Below are 6,000 nucleotides of genomic sequence, written 5' to 3'. Positions count from 1 at the left end.
CGGAAGGCTTTTGCCCGGGGTGAGTTGGAGCTTGCCGAGTGCCGCGAGCCTGCGGGTGAGGGCGGCGGCGGGTCCTGTGCCGATCCCGATCAGCCCCACGGTGGCCACATCGCCCTCCAGCAGGGCGTTGGTAGCCTGTGTCGTGCCGTGCGCCAGAAAAGCGACATCCTCGGGTGCGCGGCCGGTCTCTGCCAGCAGACGGTCGAGCGCTTCCACGATGCCGTGGGCCACGCCGTCCTCGTGATGGTGGCTGGTGGGGACCTTCACCTGTCCCAGGAGTTCCAGGGTCGTGGCGTCGACTGCCACGGCGTCGGTGAAGGTTCCGCCCACGTCGATGCCGACGCGGATGCGGTGGGTGGTCATGGTTGGGCACCTCCTTGTGCGGGTTGGCGGTGCGCGGGCGGGCCGGGTGGGACAGGTGGAGCTGTCCCGCCCGGCATTCCCGCGGATCAGTAGCCGCGTACGTCGGGCCAGTGGCGCTGCACACCGTCCCGGTCGAGCAGCCGGGCGAACTCGTCGAACCTCTTGTCCTCGCCCTGTACTTGGTGGGGTTCGACCCCTTCGGACACGCAGTGCGCGGCCAGGGCGCCGGCCACCTCGCCGATGTTCCACTCCACGGGGTGGAGGCGGTAACAACCGTTGGTGATGTGGGTGGTGCCGATGTTCTTGCCCGCCGGGAGGAGATTGCGGACCCGGCGGGGCACGAGGGCGCCGAGCGGTATCTCGAACGGGACCGAGCCGATGTCGATGTAGTTGTCACCGCCGGTGGAGGGGTGCAGGTCGATGCGGTAGTTGCCGATGCCCACGGAGTCCCGGTACGCGGTCCTCCCGTAGGGGCCCACGACATCGATCGCGACGTCCTGCTCGGTGACGGTGGTGACGGCCTTGATCCGCCGCGACTCCCGCACGTAGGGGGCCTTGGCCAGGCCGTCCGCCGTGCCCGTGATGTCGGGGCGAAGCCGCAGGCCGGGGAAGCCCGTCCCGCCGTCCTCGCGAGGCGCCTCGGTCTGGAGCCAGTACAGGACCGAGAGCGAAAGCTGCCGCGCCTCCGCCAGCGCCTGTGCCGAGGTCTCCTCGCCTCCCCCGATCAAGGGCTTCAACCAGTAGTCGTTGAGCGGCCAGTTGACCAGCGTGATGTCGGAGTCGAAGGCTCCCGGCCGGTGCAGCTTGCGGGCGAGGATGCGGCGGAAGCCCCACAGTTCCTTGTCGCCCGCGTCGGCGCTCTGGTCGGCGTTGACGGCGAGCGGGTCGACCTCCGGGTTGGGCACGAACGTACGAGGGACGGCTTCGAGCGAACGTGGGTCGGGGGCGAGGAAGCCGAGGAGCGGGCCCGGCCAGAAGTCGGGGCGGTAGGAGCGCCAGAAGTCGTAGTCGACGGGGCGCTCGATGACGTGGTTCTCGCCCTCGTGGTGGGAGAGCGCGAAGCAGACGGTGATGCCCTGCTGGTTGAGGGGTTGTGCTTCCTCGGGTGCGTGCGGCTCGCCGAACTCGGCGCGCGACTCGGCGCCGACGGCGTGCTCGACTCCGCCGAGTTCGAGCAGTTCGCCGGTCTCGGTGGCGTCGATGACGTACCGGGCGTGCAGGGTGGTGCGGTCGCCGTCGCGCAGGTTCTCCAGGGTCACCGAGGTGATGACATCGTTGTCGGACTCGGCGGCGACGGCCCGGTGTTCGGTGAGAAGGGTCAGCCGCCCCGACGCCAGGTGGGGCGCGAGCATGCCTTCCATGACGGCGAGGGCCACGCGCGGCTCGTGGCAGAGCTTGCTGACCCGGCCGGCTCCCGGATTGAGGCCGGTCAGTGACAGCGCCTCCGAGCGCAGGGGGTACCACTGGCGGTAATAGTCCCTGATGGACTCGCGCAGCTTGCGGTACGAGGCTGTCGTGCCGAACTGCTCCACCCACGGGTGCTCGTCCGGCGGAACGGCCTGGGAGGTGAGCTGGCCACCGATCCAGTCGGTCTCCTCGGTGAGGACGACGGTCCGGCCGGCCCGGCAGGCGGCGAGCGCGGCGGCCACGCCGCCCAGGCCGCCGCCGACGATGAGGATGTCCGGTTCAGGGATCACGGTTCTCCTAGAGCTGTGCTGTACGTGGTCGTGCCGTGGGGGTACGGCGCACGGTGGGGCGCGGCTGCCCACGGTCGTCATGCGATGTCCCCGAGCGCCTTGGGCGGGGGCCCCGTGCTGGCGCCGGGCCGGAATGTGCAGGCCACCAGCGGGTCAGGGGCGTCCTCACCGGCGACGAGTGTGGCAAGGAGGCGTACGGCTGCCGCGCCCAACTGCGCGCGGGGGATGTCGAATCCCGTGGGTTGCGGCCCGTCAGCGAGATCGGGTGGCGGACTGCCGAGCAGGGCGAGGGAGATGTCGCCGGGACAGTGCAGACCGGCGTCGCGGGCAGCCTTGCTCAGTGCTCGCCAGGCCGCGCCACTGTCGGTTTCCTCGGCCACGAAGGCGGTGACGCCTTCCGCCACCCACTGCCGCAGCCGCTCAGGACCGAGCTCGCGCTCCGGATCGGCACAGCGGAACACGGCGGCGTGCCCGCCGGGGAGCCCTGCGGCCTCCACACCCTCGAGGAAGCCTTGTTCACGGTCGGTGGAGGCGGGGGCGTCGTCGTCCTCGCGCACCAGGATGATGCGACGGTGCCCGAGAGCGGCGAGCCGGTGGACGACTTCGCGGCTGGCACTGACGTAGTCGGCACCGACCCAGGCCAGGCCTTCCGGTTCGTCCCTGCGGCCCAGGTGGACCACGGGGAAGCCGTCGTCCACGAGCCTGCGCAGTTCGTCCACCGGCGCGTGGCGGCCCAGGAGGAGGCACCCGTCGGCGAGCCGCGCCCTGTTGAGCGCTTGAGGCCCGGTGGCCCCCGCACCGCCTCTGCTGGACCCGGTGAACAGCACCAAGTCGTATCCCTGCGCGGCGGCTTCCTGCTCCACGCCCACCAGGAACGGGTAGTACGAGTGCTGCACATCCGTGGGGAAGGTGGCCGTGAAGCTGAACACTCCGAGCAGGCCGTTGCGCGCCGCCGCAAGGCGCCGGGCGGCCGGGTCAGGTACGTAGCCCAGGCTGCCGGCCGCGTCGAGCACCTTCTGCCGGGTCTCTTCCGAGATGGCGGCGCCCTGCTTCTTGCCGGCGAGGACCAGCGAGACCGTGGCCTGCGAGACCCCCGCGAGCCGGGCGACCTCGGCCTGACGCGGCCGCCCAGTGCGCCCCACCGCGGCCGGCGCCCGGCCTCGGCCGGCCCGTTTCCTGGGTTCGTCCACCGCTGCCCCTCCGTCGTTAATGCGTATTAGTGATGCGCATTAACGAGTACTGTGCGCGGCACCGGGCCACCGGTCAAGAGAGGGGAACGAACTTTCTACGCCGCTTCTGCGGTGGACTCGAGGCCGCCCGGAGCGGAGTGGTGTCGGCCCTCTCGGCCCACCGCAGCCCACCGCAGCCCACCGCAGCCCGACGAAGCGGGCGACGGGAACGGTCAGTCGACCGCGCTCACCGCGCTCACCGCGGCATCGAGAAGGGGGCCGAGTTCCTGGGCCACGGCGGTCAGAGCACGGACGTCCCGCTCCGCCCGGGCGATCAGAATCGCCCCCTCCAGGGCGCTGATCATGAGCGTGGCGAGCGCTTCGGACCGCGCCTGCGGGACGCCCATGTCCGCCAGGGCCCGGGCCACCGAGCCGACCCAGGTGGCGAAGGCGGCGGACGCGGCCTCCCGCGTGGACACAGTGGACTCCGCGCAGTCCACCGTGGCGGCGGCGACGGGGCACCCACCCGAGAACCCGGCGGTCCGGTACTCGTCGGCCCACTGGCGCACCATCTCCGCGAACAGCCCGGCGGGCGTCGGCGCGGGCAGGGCGGCGACGATACGACCGACACGCCGGCTCGCGTACTGTCCGGCCCAGCCCACGGCCTCGTTGACCAACTCCTCCTTGCCGCCGGGGAAGTGGTGCTGGAGCGATCCGCGCGGCGCCTGCGCGTGGGCGGCGACCTCGCGCATACCCGTAGAGGCGATCCCGTCCCGCCGGATGAGCTGGGCCCCGCTGAAGATCATCCGCTCCCGAGGCCCCCGCCCTGACACCGCCATGATCGCCCTCCATCGCCTCGTAAGCCTTCCAGAGTCCACACTATGACGGCGGTCATAGCAGGGGCTACTGTGACCACGGTCATAGTCAATACGACGACAGCGACGGCGACGCTCCGCGCGGGCCGGAAACGGCGGTGCATCGTGTACACAGGCTTCGTCGGACTCGGGGTCATGGGCCGGCCCATGGCGCTCAACCTCGCCCGCGCGGGGACACCCCTCCTCGTCTGGAACCGCACCCCGGCCCACTGCGAACCCCTGCGCGCCGCCGGGGCCGAAGTCGCGGCGCACCCCGCCGAGGTCTTCGACCGGGCCGACGTCGTGATCCTCATGCTGGCCGACGAGACGGCCGTCGACGCGGTCCTGGGGCGCGGGACCCCGGACTTCGCGGCGCGCGTCGCCGGACACGTCGTCGTCCACATGGGCACGACCTCGCCGGAGTACTCGGCCGGCCTCCAGGACGACATCCGGGCTGCGGGCGGGCGATACGTCGAGGCCCCTGTCTCCGGTTCCCGGGTCCCGGCGGAGCAGGGGCAGTTGGTGGCGATGCTGGCAGGTGACTCCGAAGCGGTGGAAGCCGTGCGGCCCCTGCTCGACCCGATGTGCCGGGAGACGTTCGACTGCGGTCACGTCCCGGACGCCCTGCTGATGAAGCTCTCGGTGAATCTGTTCCTGATCACGCTGGTCACCGGCCTGACCGAAGCCTTCCACTTCGCCGACCGTTACGGGCTCGACCGACGCAGGTTCCTCGACGTCCTGGACGCGGGCCCGATGGCCAGCTCCGTCTCCCGCGTGAAGGCGCCAAAGCTGTTCGCCCGCGACTTCGCCGTACAGGCGGCGGCCAAGGACGTCCTGAAGAACAACCAGTTGATCGCGGAGGCCGCCCGCAAGGCCGGCCTTGCGTCCCCCCTCCTCGACGTCTGCCACACGCTGTTCGACGAGACGGTGACGCAGGGCCACGGCGGCGAGGACATGGTGGCCGTACTGCGCGCAATGGAGGCACGGACCGACGGCACACCTCTCTGAGCTCGATCGAGGCCGCCGCCCCGCGCCGCGTACTGACCCCTGACCCAGCCCTCAAAACCGCCTGAAATCAACGCACTTGAGAGGCATGGCGCGCCTCAAGGGCCTCGCTCAGGCCTCGACCGCGGACCGATAGGGGCTGTGCATGGTCAGGAAACGGATGTCGAGGTCGGACTCCAGGTAGTCCATCCGCCGCTCCCAGAAGGCCCGCATGTGCGGGAGGGCCAGGTGCGCGTCCAGATCGGCCTGGGAGCGCCAGGCCTCGTAGAAGACGAAGACGCCGGGCTCGTCCCGGTCCTCGTGGAAGTGGTACTCCAGGCAACCGGACTCCTGCCGCGTCGGCTCGACGAACGAGAGCAGGAGCTCTTTCAGTTCGGCGGCGCGTTCGGGCTTGGGGCGGGCGGTACCGACGAGTGTGAACGGCTGGTCCATGAAGGTTCTCTCCTCAGATGGATGTCGCGATCGGACATCGGACAGATGGCCCGATCGATAGGTACGACGAATCTCGTACCTAGGTGCCGGACGTTAGCGAGCCCAGAGGTACGATGCAAGTCGTACCTGAGAGGAGGCGTCCGGCATGCCCGACGACGAGGGCCACCCGACCGTCGAAGAGATGCGGCTCGGCCCGGTGCTCGCGGCACTGGCCGACCCGCTGCGCCGCCGCGTGGTGCGCGAGCTGGCGGCCGCACCCGATGGCACCGCCCGCACGTGCAGCTCCTTCGCGCTGCCGGTCTCCAAGGCGACCGTCACGCACCACTTCCGCGCGCTGCGCGAGGCCGGGCTGATCCAGCAGGTCGCCCGCGGCAACAGCCGGATGGCCACTCTGCGCCGGGCGGATCTGGAGCAGCGGTTTCCTGGCCTCCTGGGCATCGTGACGGCCGAGCCGGAGGAGTGAGCCGCGGTGGCTTCGAT

At 70.8% G+C, this 6,000-nt stretch carries 7 protein-coding genes; 2 read left to right on the top strand and 5 right to left on the bottom strand.

The features are described from left to right. From ABD378_RS06925 to ABD378_RS06910, 4 genes are all read right to left on the bottom strand, one after another. A partial coding sequence (locus ABD378_RS06925; protein WP_344519549.1) for a hydantoinase/oxoprolinase N-terminal domain-containing protein occupies window positions 1-363 on the bottom strand: 363 nt, incomplete at its 3' end. Window positions 364-449: 86 nt separating this feature from the next. Then, window positions 450-2,060 carry an FAD-dependent oxidoreductase gene (locus tag ABD378_RS06920; protein WP_344519548.1) on the bottom strand — a complete coding sequence of 537 codons (1,611 nt, stop codon included), beginning with the start codon at window positions 2,058-2,060 and terminating at the stop codon, window positions 450-452. A 77-nt stretch (window positions 2,061-2,137) separates the two neighbouring features. Then, window positions 2,138-3,250, bottom strand: a complete 1,113-nt coding sequence (locus ABD378_RS06915; RefSeq protein WP_344519547.1) for a LacI family DNA-binding transcriptional regulator — start codon at window positions 3,248-3,250, stop codon at window positions 2,138-2,140. Between the two features lie 212 nt (window positions 3,251-3,462). Then, entirely contained in the window at window positions 3,463-4,068 is a 606-nt protein-coding gene (locus ABD378_RS06910; RefSeq protein ID WP_344519546.1) for a TetR/AcrR family transcriptional regulator, read from the bottom strand. Window positions 4,069-4,209: 141 nt separating this feature from the next. Here ABD378_RS06910 and ABD378_RS06905 point away from each other — a divergent pair, with 141 nt between their 5' ends. After that, window positions 4,210-5,091: an NAD(P)-dependent oxidoreductase gene (locus ABD378_RS06905; RefSeq protein WP_344519760.1), complete on the top strand. Its 882-nt coding sequence runs from the start codon at window positions 4,210-4,212 to the stop codon at window positions 5,089-5,091. 108 nt (window positions 5,092-5,199) lie between these two features. Here ABD378_RS06905 and ABD378_RS06900 read toward each other — a convergent pair whose 3' ends face one another. Continuing rightward, on the bottom strand, window positions 5,200-5,520 hold the full coding sequence (locus ABD378_RS06900; protein WP_344519545.1) for a putative quinol monooxygenase: 321 nt from the start codon (window positions 5,518-5,520) through the stop codon (window positions 5,200-5,202). Window positions 5,521-5,665: 145 nt separating this feature from the next. On the opposite strand from ABD378_RS06900, the gene ABD378_RS06895 reads away from it, so the two are divergent. Then, a complete protein-coding gene (locus ABD378_RS06895) occupies window positions 5,666-5,983 on the top strand; it encodes an ArsR/SmtB family transcription factor (protein ID WP_344519544.1) in 318 nt (105 codons plus the stop codon). Window positions 5,984-6,000: the final 17 nt, after the last annotated feature.

This window comes from Streptomyces rectiviolaceus (assembly GCF_039533825.1).
Taxonomy (GTDB): domain Bacteria; phylum Actinomycetota; class Actinomycetes; order Streptomycetales; family Streptomycetaceae; genus Streptomyces; species Streptomyces rectiviolaceus.
The sequence above is the reverse complement of the archived record's forward strand: the minus strand, read 5'-3'. Positions and strand labels throughout refer to the sequence as shown.